This is a genomic window from Pseudomonas sp. AP3_22 TE3818, assembly GCF_053628995.1.
The window spans coordinates 4,678,986-4,694,782 of record NZ_JBRJHL010000001.1 but is presented as its reverse complement, the minus strand read 5'-3'; the positions used below and the strand labels follow the sequence as shown (position 1 = coordinate 4,694,782).

The 15,797-nt window shown below is 55.4% G+C and carries 14 protein-coding genes, 1 tRNA gene and 3 pseudogenes; 12 read left to right on the top strand and 6 right to left on the bottom strand.

The features are described from left to right. Nucleotides 1–207 precede the first annotated feature (207 nt). Both AB7M25_RS21325 and AB7M25_RS21320 read left to right on the top strand, forming a co-directional pair. Nucleotides 208–297 (top strand) — tRNA-Ser (locus AB7M25_RS21325). 286 nt (nt 298–583) lie between these two features. Beyond that, nucleotides 584–1,396, top strand: a complete 813-nt coding sequence (locus AB7M25_RS21320) for a hypothetical protein (RefSeq protein WP_454237976.1) — start codon at nt 584–586, stop codon at nt 1,394–1,396. A gap of 40 nt (nt 1,397–1,436) precedes the next feature. Here the strand turns inward: AB7M25_RS21320 and AB7M25_RS21315 are convergent. Then, nucleotides 1,437–1,944, bottom strand: a pseudogene (locus AB7M25_RS21315) (site-specific integrase); the annotation flags it as partial. A 47-nt stretch (nt 1,945–1,991) separates the two neighbouring features. On the opposite strand from AB7M25_RS21315, the pseudogene AB7M25_RS21310 reads away from it, so the two are divergent. Continuing rightward, nucleotides 1,992–2,201: pseudogene (locus AB7M25_RS21310) on the top strand (phage portal protein); the annotation flags it as partial. 40 nt (nt 2,202–2,241) lie between these two features. Here the strand turns inward: AB7M25_RS21310 and AB7M25_RS21305 are convergent. From AB7M25_RS21305 to AB7M25_RS21295, 3 genes are all read right to left on the bottom strand, one after another. Further along, nucleotides 2,242–4,014, bottom strand: coding sequence for an ATP-binding protein (locus tag AB7M25_RS21305; RefSeq protein ID WP_454237975.1), 1,773 nt, complete (start codon nt 4,012–4,014; stop codon nt 2,242–2,244). A gap of 90 nt (nt 4,015–4,104) precedes the next feature. Continuing rightward, on the bottom strand, nt 4,105–5,151 hold the full coding sequence (locus tag AB7M25_RS21300) for an SIR2 family protein (protein ID WP_454237974.1): 1,047 nt from the start codon (nt 5,149–5,151) through the stop codon (nt 4,105–4,107). A 1,196-nt stretch (nt 5,152–6,347) separates the two neighbouring features. Further along, entirely contained in the window at nt 6,348–6,932 is a 585-nt protein-coding gene (locus tag AB7M25_RS21295) for a hypothetical protein (RefSeq protein ID WP_454237973.1), read from the bottom strand. Between the two features lie 188 nt (nt 6,933–7,120). Here AB7M25_RS21295 and AB7M25_RS21290 point away from each other — a divergent pair. The 7 genes and pseudogenes from AB7M25_RS21290 to AB7M25_RS21260 all read left to right on the top strand — a co-directional run. Continuing rightward, a pseudogene (locus AB7M25_RS21290) lies at nt 7,121–7,264 on the top strand (6-aminohexanoate hydrolase); the annotation flags it as partial. A 20-nt stretch (nt 7,265–7,284) separates the two neighbouring features. Continuing rightward, nucleotides 7,285–7,605 carry a YbjQ family protein gene (locus tag AB7M25_RS21285; RefSeq protein WP_454237972.1) on the top strand — a complete coding sequence of 107 codons (321 nt, stop codon included), beginning with the start codon at nt 7,285–7,287 and terminating at the stop codon, nt 7,603–7,605. 143 nt (nt 7,606–7,748) lie between these two features. After that, entirely contained in the window at nt 7,749–7,937 is a 189-nt protein-coding gene (locus AB7M25_RS21280) for a hypothetical protein (protein ID WP_033047548.1), read from the top strand. 312 nt (nt 7,938–8,249) lie between these two features. Then, the gene (locus AB7M25_RS21275) at nt 8,250–8,618 is read left to right on the top strand and encodes a hypothetical protein (protein WP_007971921.1); all 369 of its coding nucleotides are present in this window, start codon (nt 8,250–8,252) and stop codon (nt 8,616–8,618) included. Between the two features lie 112 nt (nt 8,619–8,730). Continuing rightward, complete coding sequence (locus AB7M25_RS21270) at nt 8,731–9,198, top strand: YMGG-like glycine zipper-containing protein (protein WP_116582393.1); 468 nt, start codon at nt 8,731–8,733, stop codon at nt 9,196–9,198. 16 nt (nt 9,199–9,214) lie between these two features. Then, nucleotides 9,215–9,397 carry a hypothetical protein gene (locus AB7M25_RS21265; RefSeq protein ID WP_116582394.1) on the top strand — a complete coding sequence of 61 codons (183 nt, stop codon included), beginning with the start codon at nt 9,215–9,217 and terminating at the stop codon, nt 9,395–9,397. A 107-nt stretch (nt 9,398–9,504) separates the two neighbouring features. Beyond that, nucleotides 9,505–9,729 (top strand): hypothetical protein, encoded by a 225-nt coding sequence (locus tag AB7M25_RS21260; RefSeq protein ID WP_429381375.1) that lies wholly within the window; start codon nt 9,505–9,507, stop codon nt 9,727–9,729. On the opposite strand, the gene AB7M25_RS21255 is transcribed toward AB7M25_RS21260, so the two are convergent. After that, entirely contained in the window at nt 9,710–12,931 is a 3,222-nt protein-coding gene (locus AB7M25_RS21255; RefSeq protein ID WP_454237971.1) for an RHS repeat-associated core domain-containing protein, read from the bottom strand. The two genes, AB7M25_RS21260 and AB7M25_RS21255, sit on opposite strands and share 20 nt — an antisense overlap. 247 nt (nt 12,932–13,178) lie before the next feature. Here AB7M25_RS21255 and AB7M25_RS21250 point away from each other — a divergent pair, with 247 nt between their 5' ends. Next, nucleotides 13,179–13,874: an HAD-IA family hydrolase gene (locus AB7M25_RS21250; RefSeq protein WP_429381379.1), complete on the top strand. Its 696-nt coding sequence runs from the start codon at nt 13,179–13,181 to the stop codon at nt 13,872–13,874. Nucleotides 13,875–13,929: 55 nt separating this feature from the next. On the opposite strand, the gene AB7M25_RS21245 is transcribed toward AB7M25_RS21250, so the two are convergent. Next, on the bottom strand, nt 13,930–14,676 hold the full coding sequence (locus tag AB7M25_RS21245; RefSeq protein WP_454237970.1) for a 3-oxoacyl-ACP reductase family protein: 747 nt from the start codon (nt 14,674–14,676) through the stop codon (nt 13,930–13,932). 124 nt (nt 14,677–14,800) lie between these two features. Between AB7M25_RS21245 and AB7M25_RS21240 the strand changes: the two genes are divergently transcribed. Further along, nucleotides 14,801–15,724 carry a LysR family transcriptional regulator gene (locus tag AB7M25_RS21240; RefSeq protein WP_454237969.1) on the top strand — a complete coding sequence of 308 codons (924 nt, stop codon included), beginning with the start codon at nt 14,801–14,803 and terminating at the stop codon, nt 15,722–15,724. The last annotated feature ends 73 nt before the right edge of the window (nt 15,725–15,797 follow it).

Below are 15,797 nucleotides of genomic sequence, written 5' to 3'. Positions count from 1 at the left end.
GGCGCAGCCCGCCGCGCCTGCTGCGCATTCCCCTCTATATAGAGGAGGGCACGAAGCCGGAGATTGGCCGGTTTGCCATGGCCCGGAGGGAGCGCAAACGCTGAATCGCGTTAACCGCATGAAAATTCTGAAAAAAATGTTTGCCATCGGAAAAGCTTTCGACTACATTAGCGCGCCTCGACAGACAGAACATGTTTGAAGAGATACGGTGAAGTGTCCGAGTGGCTTAAGGAGCACGCCTGGAAAGTGTGTATACAGGAAACTGTATCGAGAGTTCGAATCTCTCCTTCACCGCCAAATTCGAAATGACTAAACCCCTGAAAACGTTAAAGTTTTCAGGGGTTTTGTTTTTTTGGGCGTTAAAAAAGGCCTGTATGGGAACATCCATGGGAACACTTGAGGATTTTACGCAAGCGACCTATCTCCGACTTCTCTCTCAGCAGTGCAGGGCCGGGTGGACCCAAACCTACGACTCTCCTGGAAGGCAAGGGAAACGGTCTCTCAACTATCCGCGGCATTAAAATGCAATTACTCTGCTTCGTTTGACCGATGCTCAATTTGATCATCTACATGCGGGGGAGCGATGACAGTATCCAATTTAGAAAAGTACCGGAAGGATCTGAAGGCGTTACTTCTAGAGGGGGGGGCAGTACTTCAGGCGCTTAGCCGTGCCGCGGACGGTGAGGAAAAATGGCGAGCCCGTTTGGCAAGGGGGGGATGGACCGAGGAGAAAATTGAAAGTTACGGCAAAAAGCTCAAACCCTTTCGGGTTTGCTACAACCACTGGTATTCGGAAGCTCTGGTCGTTGTAAAGCAGCTACTTCCCGACCGGTATGCGGACTTCGTAAAATTTTATGAACGACCAAAAACGCGAAAGTCATTTGATGTCGAGAGTTATCGAATCGAGGATGCGTGCCAATCCCTTTCGTCGACTCGGTATGGCGGGGAAGTGGTCGTTGACATGTCTGCCGCTGTTCCGTTGCTGCAGCAGCAGATAGCTATCCTTGAGTCCATAGAAAAACGTTTCGAGAGTTCACTCTTTGACATCAAGCAATTGGTACAGGCTGATCTCTTTGATTCCGAACTTGATGTTGCTAGAGAGCTGCTAAAAAACAAATTTGCTCGCGCTGCGGGCGCTGTCGCCGGAGTCGTGCTGGAAGGCCATCTGAAGCAGGTATGTGACAACCACAATTTGTCCAAGAAGTCTGGAACTATCGCAGTGCTCAACGATGCGCTAAAAGCAGCCGGTGTCATTGAACTGTCGCAGTCTAGGCATATCCAGTTTCTTGGCGATATTCGTAATAAATGTGGTCATAAAAACCCGACCGAGCCAACAGTTGACGAAGTAGGCGAACTGATTGCTGGAGTCGACAAGGTTATAAAAACCATCTTCTGAACCATTTGTTGGGGCCAATTTGGCCCCTTTGAGAAAATGCCTAAAGGTTCAGGGCAAGTTGAAGCATTCCGATGACATCTGGTCCATCCTCATTAATCCACGTCCCATAGTGCTGGCGGATCATATTTGCGCTGGTGTGGCCCATCTGCTCCGCGATCCAATCAACTGATGCTACGCCGGTGGTCAGCAACTGGCTGGCGTAGGTGTGCCTGCATTGGCCTGGCCCGCGATAGCGAACGTCGGCCGCTTTCAAGTGCGCTTTGAAGAATCTGTCTCTCACGACAAAGTCGCTGACGTGCGGCAGACCGCTCTTGATTCAGGAGTACGAAGTGCAGCTTGTGCTTACGGACTGTCTTGTTGTCCCGCTCGACGACATCCACCGTGTCCACGGTCTTGAGTTGGTTGATGGCGTCCAGCTTACGCAGGGCGTCCCACGCTGGTTCCAACAGTCGCACTTTGCGTGTAGAGCGCCGGGTTTTCGTCACTCGATAGGCCCCCCGCGCCTTTGATCGGCGGAATGTCACCGTCCCCTGTTTCAGATCGACGTCCACCAGATTGCAGCCCCTGCGGCAGGCCCGCCATGGTGAAACCGCCCAGCCTGCGGATTCCGCCGCAGTTGATGGGCATCGTGCCGCAGAACGCTGGGGGCTTTGGATCAATCAGGGAGGCGGCGCAGATCTATGCGGCGAACGAACTGGAACCCCTTCAGACTCGGATGCTTCAGCTGAATGATTGGGTTGGGGAGGAGGTAATCCGGTTCAAACCCTACGAAATCATCGGGGAGGCAGTAAGCCCCCCTGCGTAATAAACGAGGAGACGGGTCAGTACCTATGTAGGACATGGATTCATGCCAGCGGAATCTTCCAAAGTTCTTCCAGATTGACGTCATCACTACTAGGGCGATGGCCCTGGAGAAGCGGATCTATCTTTAGGATCATGGGTAGATCAAACGCAGTTCCGGTGACTACGCAACAGCCCTTAGCAAGGGTAGGTATCAATGCTTTCGAGGAGGAATCAAGTGTGCTGATGGTGTTGTCCAGCAGCATGAGATCACGGTCATTGACGAGTCGATGGATGAAAAAATTGTGGATCTGGGAAACGATTGTCGGTGAGATGTCGGCGGGGCGCTGACTGGAGAGTGTGAGGTAAACCCCGTATTTTCTGCCCTCCTTGATGATTTCTTCAAACAACTCGAGTCGATAGTCTTTCCAAATTTCATGCTCGCGTGTGGACTGCTCAGATAAAATATTATGAGCTTCGTCAATGATAAGGTGAAGTGTGCGATTGGGCGGGCTCTTGAGGGTCTCTGAATCTTTATGGTTGATATAGAAATTTTTGGCGATGAGTAGAGGCAGGATTTTTTTTATTTCGTTTTTGCATTTTTTCAACGAGATAACATGTAATAGCGTAGGGGGAGACGGGATATCTACAATTTTTAGCACGTTGCGAAGTGCTGAAATTGACGATTTTGCTCGTGAAAGCACAGGTTGGATGTGTTCATATTGTGCATAACCTAAGACGACATCCGAGCAGAGTTGAAGATAACACCGGAGGATTAGTTCGCTAAACTGGTCCATTTCAGTTAAGTCGATATACTCAAGTAATGGCTTTAGATGTTGCTCAAAACCATCGCTGTCAGAGTTGTAGTAGTTTCCATAAGTATCCCTGAAGTGTTTTCTCTGCGCGTTGTAAACAATTCCCTTCAAATGTTCTTGTAATGGCTCGCAGTCGAGAATTCTCGCAATTTCTCGACTCAATTCTAATGCGTCAGGTTTTGGCTCGCTAGCGCTGAAAGCTTTTTCGAATGTCCTCTCAATGTAACGCTCAAGCGAAATATTTTTGAAGCGCTCTTTGCCGCTAAGAACACGCCTTAGAAATGGTTGCTGAGTATTTGTAGTTGCCTGGAATAAAAGGCTTAGTGTTTCTGCGTCCCAGAAGTGTACTGCTTCAATCGGAAATTTGTGGCCGGCTTTCTTGTGGTCAAGAATGGTTATCTTCTTGTCCTTCGCTGGAAGGATTTGTCCTTCAGTATATTCACCGTTGAAATCAATAATAACAAATTGGCTTTTATGTCTGAGGGCGTCCAGTTTTTCGTTGAACAAAGTTGTGTACAGTTTTGCGAGTGTATTCGACTTGCCGCTTCCGGTATTGCCGAAAATGCCAATGTGACTGTTGAAGATTTTTGTCCAAGGCAAGTTGATCGGAACGTTTTCCTTTAGCATAGAGCCTATGGAAAAAGAACCGGCACCTTCGGTGCCATAAATTTTGGCGACCATGAGTTCGCTCAGAAGATATGCTTTGTCTCTGATCATTGGCATAAACTTTATACCCTCAAAGAACATGTCATCCACGATGTAGCCAATGGGGCGCACATCTACCTTGCGTACATAGAGAGTCTTTTCAGCATCGGCATCCAACTTTCGCTCATCGAGATATTCGCCTTCGACTAGGCAAACAATATCGATAAAACCGCGCTGAATCGTGATGTGCTCCCGAAGTGATACTCCTCTATACCTAATGCCATCGAAAAAAATTGTCTCATGACTGGAATCTTCAAAGATGCGAAGAGATATGCGAACTCCGGAGACGGCAATGACTTCACCAACGACAATGCTCATACAAGATCCTCGGTTTGAGGAGGTACGTACCGCTGCGGCTTCAGTGAGAAGACATATTTATTGAAGTTGGTGAAGTCGAGTTTCTCGCCATCAGGTGGCGAAATAATTGTAACGTTTTTCCAAAGTTTGAATTCTTCGACTAGAGTTTCCGCGCTTTTTTTTGCTGTAACAGCAAATGAAGGTCTGAAGTTGTGGGTTCGCGAGTGAACGCTGAATCAGTTTAAGAATGTGCTCGTCGGCGAACGAGAAACCGAAGACGATGAGAATTGAGTTTGGTTTCTCAAGTTCATAACTCAGAAGCCTCAGCATCTGGTAGTAGTGCTCTTCAAAAACTGTTTCGTGAAACTTCCATTTTGTGGGGTTTACGATAGGGAGCTTGTTGTAGGCCTTCCAAAAATTATCCCTCTGCTGTGAAGTGAAATCTACGCGCGGAATTCTTGTTGTAATACCGCCTTCAGTAACAAGGTAGTCAGAGAATTTTTGGATCTTTTCTAATGTTCTTGGGTGGATTAAGTTGTTGAAGTTATTTACATACTTAACTTCTATTTTCTCGCTGATTTTTGACCAGTAGACAGATCCGTGAAGGTGGATAAGGTTGATCTGCGGAATGCCATAATGGGATCGCTCGAATATACCCGTCTGGCATTGGAATGTGCTGAAGTTTTTCGAGTGTAACAGTTTTGTATGGAAGCCAGAAGTTCCGTCGTTTATGACGAAGTCATGAGAGCCTTTGGCAAGGATGTTGTCGGCGCTATGTGCCAAGCAACCATCATAGTTTGTTGTGAAGATATTGATTTTTCTGTTGAGGTCTTTTCTTCTTTCAAGCAAGCCTAGGGTTGTTGTTAAAAAGATTTCATAGTTTTCGAGGTTTGTCAGGCCCTTCGCGTTTTTCACGGTTTTTGGTGAAAAGTTCTGAACTGGGTAAATGCATGTATTGTAATAATGCATAAATAGAGCGGTATGCCTGTCGGGCCAGTTGGCATACGTTGTGGCAAGCGTCTCAATAGTCTGCCATTTGCCCAAAGGGCATTTAACTTTCAAGGCCAGTGTCGGGAACAAATCTGCGGAAGCACCCGAGCCTAATAGGATGTTGATATTTTTGTTGTAAACATCCAATGGCTCAATCGACTCAAACATATGCGACCCTATTATTGGTTTTCCGTAAAAATAGAGCGTCTTACAACGCAGTTCTACTCCGACCCCGGCCCGCTCCCACCAGGTGGCTCGTATAGATGTCGGTAGGGTTCCGCACCCTCCTGGTTTTTTTCGAAAAACCCTCTGAGACCCTTTCTTTCATAGCCCTTCCACTGGGTTGCATAACCAATGCCCGAAGGTAACTCAGTAGATGGCATTTTGTCATCCAAGTGGGAAGTGACCAAGCAATACCTTCAGATCTTGTAGCGCGCTCTACATATTCACGCGCTTGCGTTGTTCTATGCCTGTCTAGGCCAGTCCTATGAGATTTCATCATGCAGGGTGATCCGCAGAGGTTGGGGCGCGTGCCAAGGGGGGCATCAAAATGGTGCATCCAGGCATTTTGGCGAGTCAGTTCTCTTGGCGCGCGCCGTCGTCCCCCCACCTCGCCTGCGGGCTAAATAGGTCTTTTTTGCTGCGCCCCTGCGGACCACTCCCGGCGGCTCAGGCTGGGCGCTTGCTTGCCGTATTGGAGAGGACAAAAGCCTGCGGAACCCTGCACCGAGGGGGGTATTTCGTTGAAGGGGTTGGAGGCTTTGTTGTTCAGGGGGAGGGGGGGAAGTCTCAAAAAGAGTAATTTCCGTAATCTCCCCACGGGAACGGTCTGGAGGCCATGGATTCCGTGGGGTTGGAGATTACAAAAAGGAGTAATAGAGAAGTAATTGAAAAAGTAACTATTTATCAAGTCATTGATTTTGAAGGGGGTTGTGAGAGGGGAGGATTACATTTATAAGGAGTAATCAGATTACTTCAATATTACTTAAAGATTGCCTTTTTCAACTCAAATAAAACCTATGTATTTCAAAGGCTTGCGGCTTAAAATTGAGCGAGGTTACTAATGTTACTCTTTTTTTTGCCCCCCCTCTAGATTTTGAATTTCAGGCCCCTATACGTGTGATGCGCACGCGTACTGAGGTGCATGCTGATGCTCGTGGGAATGGCGTGGGAATGCTTTCGTGCATCCGGCACCGCTGGAGCCCTTGTATTCCGGTGCGTCGGCTGCGCGATCGAGGGGGCGGGCACTTTCGAATCTCTCCTTCACCGCCACATTCTGAAAACCCCCGCAAGCTAACGGTTTGCGGGGGTTTTTCTTTTTCAGTTGTGCCACTCAATACATCCCGCCACTTCCCGAGTCTCCACTACGTCAGCTCAAACCGCTCTTGCGCATAATCCTTACCTGCCAGGGTAAGTTCAAAAATGGTGGCGCCGAACGTACCCCGAGTCACTTTTTGATTCACAAGACGTTTAGCCTGGAGTTGCTTCAGACCCTCTTCAACTTCCAGCTTGCTGAGTGAGACCAGTTTGCAAATCGAGTCCAGGTTTGCAACTTTTCTGAAGTTTGCGTGATAGGCCAAAGCTTCCATCAGCAGCGTTTGGTTATCTGTCAGCTGTGGAAACTGTGGGTTGTTCTTTTTGTAAATTTTTCGCTCTATCTCATGTAGCTCGCTGTAGGCTCCGTCGTTGCTGCGGTAGTAGTAAATCACTAAAGTCAGGATGCTGACGAAAGCCCCGATAATCATCAGTAGCGACCAGTTCGGCATTGGCGTTTCCAGTTGAAGCCAGCTCCATGTACGTAGCAGCCAGCCCTTGATCTCTGCCAATAACGTCAGCTCGAAGTAAGTGTCGAGCAGCTTTGTGGCAATGATCAGGGCAATAAGGAAGCCTGCAACCGTGTAGGCCATAGCCTTGCAAGTGAACGGGGAATGATTGCCTTCTGCCGCCATGCTGATGGTCTCCAGCGCAGGGAACCGATCTTTCAGCATAGCAGCAGGGCACTCTGGCATTGACCACGCAAGCAGTGAACAAGGCGAGCCGGCTGTTAGACTGTCCGGATTCTTCGAATGGAATCGACATCATGCTTCCTCCTTGCTCCAGTTTTTGTGGTACAGCCAGGTTCATAGCGACTGTGTGGATGGTCGCCCTGTCATCACTGGCCCTCGCTTCCGCTCCTGCAACCTTTCCCGACGCCGAAGCCAGCGACCCCGCCAGGCTGGGCTGGATGGTCGGGTCTCCACCTCCCGCTGATCGCACTGTGCGTTTTGAAGACGGCGAATACCTGAACAGGAATAAACAGCAATGATCACCACCACAACCCACTCCATTGAAGGCCGGCAAATTACCGCCTACCTGGACATCGTCAGTGCCGAGTCAGTGCAAGGGATCAACGTTGTTCGTGACGTATTCGCTGGCATGCGCGACATTTTCGGCGGGCGCTCCCAGACGCTGGAGCGAGCGTTGAAGGAAGCACGCATTCAGGCCACCGATGAGATCAAGGAGCGGGCACGGGCGCTTCAGGCGGACGCGGTGGTGGGGCTTGGCTATGAGATCAGCATGCCGGCCGGCAAGGGCGGGATGGTCGTCGTGTTTGTGACCGGGACAGCGGTCAAGTTGCGATGAGGGATCGCAGCCATTCGTCGGTCACATGGAAATTCGAACGGAAAGTCCATTAGTGACCGGCTAGTCTGAAATCCTTGGCGGTCGATATTTTTCAGGCAAAGGGCTTGCCGGTGTCGATCCCGCTCGTTGAAAGGGGTGAAGAGATGGCTGATCCGTATATCGAGGACGATGGCGCAGAGTTTCCGATCAACAATTGCGTGCAGTGTGGCCAGACCCAGTATGTGGCCAGTTTCGGCGAGGACCAGACAGAGGTCGACAAGATCAAGACCAGGGCGTGCCGGGTCCTGAAGGGCAAGTTCCTGCCCAAGGTGACAGCACCGGTCAGGAAGTAGGCGAACGCAGGCAGACCCCGTCATTGAGCGGGGTTTTTCATGTCTGAAAGGTTTTCATGACTAATTTTTTAAAGTGGCGATCTTTCACAAACTTTTCACAACAACCTCCGTAGTCTCGACTCATCCGTTAGAAAGCAACACCTGGCCCGTTTCCCCAGCGGGCTTTTTTTTTGTCCGTCGTAAAACCTTTTCCATAAACGCTGTCCAACCGTCGCCAATCGCGAAGTTGGACCGGCGTGCTGGACTCTATCCGCGCAAAAGCATTCAATCTCGCCTCCTTTGTGTGTACCCCTATTTTTTGAGGTTTTTGTCATGCGTTTAACACTGCCTGCTCTGGTTCTGGGGCTTCTGGTTGCTCAAGGTGCAATGGCCGGTGACGGTACTGCCGCGCTGGGTGGTGGCTTGGGCGGCGCATTGGGTAACGTGGTCGGCCAGAAGATGGGCGGCAGCACCGGCGCAGTGATCGGTGCGGGCGTTGCTGGCGCGGCGGGCAGCGCAGTTGCCGCCAAAAAAGGTCATCGCACCAGCGCTGCCATCGGTGGCGGTGTCGGCGCAGCCGGTGGTTCGGTGATCGGTAAAAGCCTGGGTGGCAATTCCGGTGCCACCATTGGCGCAGGCCTGGGCGGTGCATTGGGCGGCGGTGTAGGCAGCAACCTGGCCAACGGTCACAAGCGTCACTGATGCTGATCCAGATGTGAAAAAGCCCGGCTTGATGCCGGGCTTTTTCATATATGAACGATTTACGCCGCAACGGCTCAAATCTTCCATACCCCTGAAGAATGCGAGGCGTGCCATGAACCCCAAAACCGACGGCAAACAAAACGCAAGCCCGATGACTCGACGATTGATGTTGCCTGCGATTGTTTTTGGATTGCTGCTCTCCCAGGTGGCGCTGGCAGGCGGTAATGGAGATGCCGCGGTGGGCGGTGGTCTTGGTGGGGTGCTGGGCAACGTGGTCGGTGGCCAGGTGGGTGGCAGTACTGGCGCAGCAATTGGTGCGGGTGTCGGCGGAGCGGCTGGCAGTGCTGTTGCCGCACCGAAGCACAATCGCACCGAAGCGGCGGTAGGCGGTGGTTTGGGCGCAGCGGGCGGATCGGTGGTCGGCAACAGTCTTGGCGGTTCGACCGGATCGGCCATCGGTGCCGGTCTTGGCGGTGCGGCCGGCGGTGCGATCGGCAATGATCTGGGGGATGGCAGTGGTCATTCCCATTCCGGTGGCGGACATAAACACTCGAACAAGCACCACAAAAAGCATCACTGATTGAGTGAGGCATACCATGACTCTGGAATCCGAAGACACGGAAGACAAAGACCCAAGCGCACAGCCATCCATCAACGATCCCGGCAATGAAGATCCGGGGTCGCTGATGGATGATGCGACGGTGCCACTTAACGATGCTGATGATGCAGGCGATGTGGGAAATATCGAGTTTGATGATGAGGAAGAGGACGAAGACTGATTGAGTCCTGTTGCCGAATCAACCGATCGTCTACCGGGTCGAACGCGTCCATCGCGCAGTCCTCGATATGTCATGACCTGCGCTTGAGGTCAGATGAGAGGTGCGATATGAACACTGATCCAAAGGCCTTCGACGATGATGAAACGCCGGAATATCCACTGCCGTCACCTACCGATTCCTTGAGCCGCGACCAACGGCCCCCAGACGACGATGCCGGCGTGGAGCAAGTGCCGAGCGACGAGAGCGACGAGAATGTCGAGGCAGATCCGCACGATCGGCGCGATGCAGATACCGATGGCTCGGAAGACTTGGCTACTTCGAAGCGGCGGTGAGGATGTCCGGGGCTCGAATGCTTCCTGAGCGAATCGATCCGAGGGGATCGCCCGATCCCAGCGGATCCACCCATCCCGTCGGGTTGCGGGTGTACCGATACGGGTTCAACCCACCGCCCGGCCTGAGCGGATCCGGCGTCAGAAAACGACCGAAGTCCGGATGGTAATAGCGATGCCGGTTGTAGTGCAGTCCACTCTCAGCGTCGAAATATTGCCCCTGAAACCGTAAGGGTTGTTCGAGCCGTTCGCGGCTCGACTCGCGGAGTTTGCCGTGGGCGGTGTATTGGGCCGACCAGACGATCGCACCGCCGTGGCCGGTCAGTTCCTGCGGGGTGCCGAGGTGGTCGAGTTGAAAGTAGTAGGGGCAGGCGTGTGCCCGGCCTTTGCCGTCGAGCAGCGCCAGCGGGCGGAAGCTACCGGGCTCGCCGGGTTCACTGCGTTCGTAGATGTAGCTGCGGTAGTGCCGGGGGCCGCTTTCAGCGATCAGCCGGTCGTCTTGCCAGAAGTATTGCGTGGTGTAGCCATCAACCGTTTTGTGGATGCGCCGGCCGAAAGCGTCGTAGCGATAGCTGACACTTTTACCGTCCGGGGGGCTGACGCCGATCAGGCGATGCTGGCTGTCGTAGGCGTATTCGGTGACTTGGGGCGGCAGGCCGCGGCGTTCGCGGATCAGATTGCCGAAGGCGTCGTAGTCGTAGCAGCTGCCGTCATTGCCACTGCCACTGCGCTGCAGGCGGTTGCCCTGGAAAACACATGGGCCGGGACGCCCGTGGATCAGCAGGTTGCCGGCCGGGTCGTGGGTGAAGTGCTCTGCGCACTGGTCGCGGGTGTGACGTACGCCGGTCAGGCGGTCGAGTGCATCGTATTGATAGCGGCGTGAACCGTGGCGGCTGTCGGTAACCTTCAAGAGATTGCCTTTGGCGCTGTAGGCATACTCGCGGCGGTACAGCGGTCGTTGTTTTTGGCTGATGACATGGGCCAGTAAACGGCCTTGCTCGTCGTAGCCGTAATCGCTGAGCAGAAGGCCCTGTTGGCGCTGCTGTTCGCGCCCGCCGACAAAGCGATGGCGGGTCAGGGGTGTGCCGTTGAGGTCGATGGCCGTGAGGGCGCCTCCCGTGGCGCGGTGGTAGACGAGGATACAGGCGTCCGGCAGGCGCAGGCACTTGAGCCGTCCGCAGACGTCGTAGTCGTAACGCAGGGTGCCCCAGCCCTGATACTCGGTGATCAATCGGTCCTGAAGGTCGTATTCGAACTGCAATGGAGCAGCCCGGCCGTCATCGACGCTGACCAGTCGCCCGAGCGTGTCGTAGTGGTACTCGACCCTGACCCCATCGGGCAAGGTTTTGCCCCGTAAGCGCCCGGCGCTGTCACGCTGATAGCCGGTGACCAGCTGCGAGCCGTCGTCGCCAAACTCGGTTTTCTTCAGCAATTGGCCATTGAGGTCGTAGCTGTAAGCGGTACGACGTCCATCGAAGGCGGTTTCCTGTCGGATCAATCCTTCCGGCGTGTAGTCCAGACGGTAAGTGTCGCCCACCTCGTTTTCGATCTCGGTCAGCAGCAATTGCGCATGGTCGTAGCGGTACTTCAACGTGCTGCCGTCGGGGTTGATCCGACGGCTGATCAAGTGCAGGTCGTCGGCGTATTCGTAACGGGTTACTCGTCCCAGTTCGTCGGTCTCGGCGGTGATCCGGCCGTAGGCGTTGTAGCGCCAGGCACGGCAGGCCCCCATGGGCAGCGTGGTCCGGTTCAGTCGACCTACGGCGTCCCACTCATAACGGGTGATGGCACCGTGTTCGTCCTGCCCGGTCATCCGCCGCCCTAACGCATCGTAGGAAAACATGCGCTGAGAACCATCGGGCAAGGTTTCTTCCAGCAATTGTCCCAGGGCGTTCCAGGCAAACCGCTGAATACTCTGGTCTGGAAACCGGATCGTCAGCAAGCGCCCCAGCGAGTCGTAGGAATAGTGGGTGATCTGTCCCTCGGGATCGATGACGGTCGTGATGTCTCCCTGGGCATTGCGCTGGCAGCTCCACGTCGCCCGACCGCGAGTGCGGGTGTGCAGGAAGCCGTGGCGATACTTGTAGGACGTGGGCGTCTCATCCGGCGCAAGCCGCGTGATCAGTCGCCCGGCTTCGTCATAATGGTATTGAGTGACGGCGCCGAGAGCGTCCTGCTCGAAGATCAACCGGCCCAGATTGTCGTAGGCCTTGTGCCGTTCGCCGCCGTCCAGCCCGATCTGGCGCACCAGTCGCGCGTTTGGGTCATGAACGTAAACCTCTTGGCTGCCGTCGGCGTTGTTCACCGTCACGGTGCCTTGATCGTCCCAGACGTATCGCGCCTCCATCTGCGCAAACGAGGCCCAATGATGGACGCAGCGGGCGGTTTTGCCGGAGCGTTCCCATGCCCAGAAGAAACTCGCGCCGCCCGCCAGTTGCCGTTGCAGGACCACGTGCTGCTCGTCGTAGTCATAACGCTCGCTTTCACCCACGGCGTTGGTCGCCTCGACCAATCGCTGGCGGGCGTCGTAGCGGTAGCTGACCAGTGTCTGTTCGGTGCGCCAGGTGTGCGCCTCGGGCCCGCAGCGCTGAAACACCTGATAGTCGACGGCCACCAGGTGCTTGAGGTCATAACGCAGCAGCAAGGCACGGTCGGCGCCGTTGTCCAGGCGCTGAATCCGCTCAAGGCCGTCCCGCTGTACCGTCAGGCGGTTGTCGTAGGCGTCGCTGATCACGGCCAGTCGGCCGTCGCGGAAATGAAAAAAGCGCGCCGCGTCGCCGGCCTGGGCGAGGATCAGCTCGCCCGGTTCTTCGCCGAGGTAAATCGCCGCCCGCGACAGTCTGTTACGGATCAACGGGCGAGCCGTCGTCGGCCATGGAAATGGCGTGCGGTGGTTTTCGGCGTCGATCCACAGCACCTGCTCGCCGTTGAATTCCAGATGCTGGCACAGCGAGTGCCGCCAGCCGAAACCGAGCCCGCTGTCGAGTTCGACGGCACGGGTGCGATAGAAGCGGGTGAAGTCGAACGGCAAGATCCCGTCGAGGGTGCCGTCCGTGAGGGCCAGTGATACTTCACCGGTGACCGTGGACACCGGGCCGTTGTGGGGGGCGGAGCGCTCGAGGGTATCGATACAGGCGGCGAATCTGTGCACCTGTGTCGGGGGACCGCTGGCGGGACATGCCAATACCTTTTGGGGATCGAACATCTGCAGACTTTCGCTTGGCGGAATGTAGGACGTGAGACTCTGCGGAGGATCTTCAAGGAAAGAAGTCGGGAAAGTTGGCGTGTGATGTAGGGCGAATCGCCAAATCACGAGAGCCATTCGGCGTAGATCGGGATTTCATCGTTGCTCTGAGACGGCTGCGCTCGCTATGCTGCTGAATCCTTTAATCCATTCGGGTGCGGGCCTCACCGGCGCCGCCCGGGATGCCTTGGAAAACGGATCAGATGCGATGAATGCACCGCTCAAAACATTCGGCCCGATCAAGGCCGTGATTTTCGATATGGACGGCTTGCTGCTGGACACCGAGGGCATCTACACCGAAGTCACGTCCATCATCGCCGCGCGCTACGGCCGAACGTTCGACTGGAGCATCAAGCAGAACATCATTGGCCGGGGCGCAGGGGATCTGGCGCGTTATGTGGTTGAAGCGCTCGACCTGCCGATGACCGCCGAAGAGTTCCTGGTGATCCGCGAGCCGCTGATGCGCGAGCGTTTTCCTACAGCGCAAGCTATGCCTGGCGCACAGGAACTGGTGCGGCATCTGAAGGCCAACCACATTCCGATTGCCGTGGGTACCAGTTCATCGAGCCAGTCGTTCGGCCAGAAAACCACCCTGCACCGCGACTGGTTCACACTGTTCGACTTTATCGTCACCGCCGATGATCCCGAGGTGGGGGCGGCGAAACCGGCACCGGATATCTTCCTGACAGCGGCGCGGCGTCTGGGCGTCGCGCCCGAGGATTGCCTGGTGTTCGAGGATTCGCCCTTTGGTGTCACCGCGGCGAAAGCGGCGGGGATGACGGCGATTGCGATTCCGGATGCGGCAATGGCCGACGCCAGGTACGCACACGCCGATGGCATTCTTCGTACGTTGAAGGCGTTCGAGCCGGGCGCCTTTGGTTTGCCTGTGCTTGAGTGGGCCTGACAAAGGAAAGTGTGGGAGCGGGCTTGCTCCCACATTTTGCTTTGCGTTCAACGCATCAGGCGCCGAAGCCGCCGTCGATGGTCAGGCTGGCCCCGGTGATGTAGCCGGCTTCCGGGCTGACGAGGTAGGCGACGAAGCTGGCGATCTCTTCGGCCTTGCCGTAACGGCCCACGGCCATCAACGGGATCAGGCTCTCCGCAAAGTCACCCTCGGCCGGGTTCATGTCGGTGTCGACCGGACCCGGCTGTACGTTATTGATGGTGATGCCTTGCGGGCCGAGGTCACGGGCCAGGCCTTTGGTCAGGCCGACCAGTGCCGACTTGCTCATGGCGTACGGGCCGCCACCGGCAAAGGGCATGCGATCGGCGTTGGTGCTGCCGATGTTGATGATGCGACCGCCTTCGGTCATGTGCCTGGCGGCGGCCTGGGTGGCAATGAACACGCTGCGTACGTTGATGGCCAGGGTCTGGTCGAAGTCTTCGAGTTTGAACTCGGCCAGCGGTGCGACGGCCAGTACGCCTGCATTGTTGACCAGGATATCCAGGCGACCGAAGGTTTCCACCGTGGCGGACACGGCACCGCGGATCGCATCGGCGTCGGCGCTGTCGGCCTTGATGGCCAGGGCCTTGCCGCCCTTGGCGGTGATGCTGTGTTGCAACTCTTCAGCCTTGGCTGTCGAGCTGACATAAGTGAAGGCAACGGTCGCGCCTTCAGCGGCCAGGCGCTTGACGATGGCTGCACCGATACCGCGGGAACCACCTTGAATCAATGCCACTTTGCCGCTGAGGTTCTGAGTAGTCATGTCGATCTCCAAGTCCCGAGGCGAGATGTCCCGGTTGATGGAGCCTAGTATCGATTCAGGATTACGAGCTGTGTAGACCATAATTGCGATAGTCTGTGTAAACCAAAAGTTTATAGTGGCGCCTATGGAAACCTTCAGCAGTATCGAATGCTTTGTGCGCAGCGCCGAGGTCGGCAGCTTCGCCGAAGCGGCGCGACGCTTGAGCCTGACGCCGGCGGCGGTGGGCAAGAGCGTTGCCAAGCTTGAGGCGCGCCTGGGCGTCAGATTGTTTCAGCGCAGCACGCGCAGCCTGACGCTGACCGAGGCCGGTCAGTTGTTTCTCGGCGAAGTCAGCACCAGCCTGCATACCATCCAGAATGCCGTGGCCAATCTCGCCAGCGCCGGTGGGCAGCCAGCGGGTACATTGAAGGTCCGCATGGGGACGGTATTCGGTTGCCTGTACATAGTGCCGATGCTCGGCGAGTTTCTGCAGCGATTCCCGGCGATCAACCCGGACTGGCACTTCGACAACCGCCAGGTCGATCTGATCGGGCAGGGGTTCGACGCGGCCATCGGCGGCGGCTTCGAATTACCCCAGGGCGTAGTCGCACGCAAGCTGAGTCCGGCGCATCGGGTATTGGTGGCTTCGTCGAATTATCTGCAGGCACATACGTCAATCACCGAACCGGACGACCTCAAGCACCACGACGGGATTCTGATCCGCTCACCACAAACCGGTCGCGTGCGCTCCTGGCAGTTGACCCATCGCAATCAGCAACACAGCCCGTTGACGCTCAAGGCGCGGATGACCATGAGCGATTCCGAGGCTGCTTGCGTCGCCGCCGCACAAGGTCTGGGCATTGCGCTGGTGAGTATGCCGTTTGCCTCGGGTTACCTGGAGACGGGCAAGTTGCAGCGGGTGTTGCCGGACTGGTACATCGACGACGGCTACACCTCTATCTATTACGCCGAACACAAACTGCTGCCAGGCAAGACCCGGGCGTTTGTCGATTTCATCATCGAGCAGTTTGCCGAGCGGGGGGTGGGGCAGAGGTTTAGTGCGGTTTGAGTCAGGCTTGGGACCGAGGTGCCCCCTTCGCGAGCAAGCCCGCTCCCACAAAGGGGGGGGCAGTGTGGGAGCG

Bases quoted from the DNA above. Each gene is read 5' to 3' on its own strand.
- AB7M25_RS21320 (WP_454237976.1), top strand. From the start codon at position 584: ATGACAGTATCCAATTTAGAAAAGTACCGGAAGGATCTGAAGGCGTTA.
- AB7M25_RS21305 (WP_454237975.1), bottom strand. From the start codon at position 4,014: ATGAGCATTGTCGTTGGTGAAGTCATTGCCGTCTCCGGAGTTCGCATA.
- AB7M25_RS21300 (WP_454237974.1), bottom strand. From the start codon at position 5,151: ATGTTTGAGTCGATTGAGCCATTGGATGTTTACAACAAAAATATCAAC.
- AB7M25_RS21295 (WP_454237973.1), bottom strand. From the start codon at position 6,932: ATGGCGGCAGAAGGCAATCATTCCCCGTTCACTTGCAAGGCTATGGCC.
- AB7M25_RS21285 (WP_454237972.1), top strand. From the start codon at position 7,285: ATGATCACCACCACAACCCACTCCATTGAAGGCCGGCAAATTACCGCC.
- AB7M25_RS21280 (WP_033047548.1), top strand. From the start codon at position 7,749: ATGGCTGATCCGTATATCGAGGACGATGGCGCAGAGTTTCCGATCAAC.
- AB7M25_RS21275 (WP_007971921.1), top strand. From the start codon at position 8,250: ATGCGTTTAACACTGCCTGCTCTGGTTCTGGGGCTTCTGGTTGCTCAA.
- AB7M25_RS21270 (WP_116582393.1), top strand. From the start codon at position 8,731: ATGAACCCCAAAACCGACGGCAAACAAAACGCAAGCCCGATGACTCGA.
- AB7M25_RS21265 (WP_116582394.1), top strand. From the start codon at position 9,215: ATGACTCTGGAATCCGAAGACACGGAAGACAAAGACCCAAGCGCACAG.
- AB7M25_RS21260 (WP_429381375.1), top strand. From the start codon at position 9,505: ATGAACACTGATCCAAAGGCCTTCGACGATGATGAAACGCCGGAATAT.
- AB7M25_RS21255 (WP_454237971.1), bottom strand. From the start codon at position 12,931: ATGTTCGATCCCCAAAAGGTATTGGCATGTCCCGCCAGCGGTCCCCCG.
- AB7M25_RS21250 (WP_429381379.1), top strand. From the start codon at position 13,179: ATGAATGCACCGCTCAAAACATTCGGCCCGATCAAGGCCGTGATTTTC.
- AB7M25_RS21245 (WP_454237970.1), bottom strand. From the start codon at position 14,676: ATGACTACTCAGAACCTCAGCGGCAAAGTGGCATTGATTCAAGGTGGT.
- AB7M25_RS21240 (WP_454237969.1), top strand. From the start codon at position 14,801: ATGGAAACCTTCAGCAGTATCGAATGCTTTGTGCGCAGCGCCGAGGTC.